The sequence below is a fragment of the Pseudomonas sp. dw_612 genome (assembly GCF_018449725.1).
Classification (GTDB): domain Bacteria; phylum Pseudomonadota; class Gammaproteobacteria; order Pseudomonadales; family Pseudomonadaceae; genus Aquipseudomonas.
The window spans coordinates 1-362 of record NZ_JAAVVC010000073.1 but is presented as its reverse complement, the minus strand read 5'-3'; the positions used below and the strand labels follow the sequence as shown (position 1 = coordinate 362).

Sequence of the window (362 nt, the reverse complement as noted above, 5' to 3'; positions counted from 1 at the left end):
GCCCCCGTCTGGTTCCAGGTTTCCAGCAGCAGTTGACGCTCGCTGGCCGACAACAGCGCGATGCGCTCCACCGTCTGGCCCGGATCCGCCACCATCGCCCGCAACATCGCCTGGAGATAACCCAGATGACGGACCATGGTCGCGGCATCAAACAACGCGGTCGCGTAGACCAGCACGCCGACGATCTCCCCGCCCTGCTCCGCCAGGTTCAACTCCACGTCGTATTTCGACACCGGGTACGCCATGTCCAGAGGCTGCACCTCCAGCCCCGGCAGCACCAGCTCCGTCTGCGAGGTGTTCTGCCAGGCCAGCATGGCCTGGAAAATCGGCGCGTGCTCAAGTCTGCGCGGCGGGTTGACGGT

General features: G+C 65.5%; 1 protein-coding gene. It reads right to left on the bottom strand.

The genetic code is table 11. The annotated features are described in order from the left end of the window. On the bottom strand, nucleotides 1-362 hold a 362-nt coding region (locus HB680_RS32530), incomplete at both ends, for a condensation domain-containing protein (protein WP_256735666.1).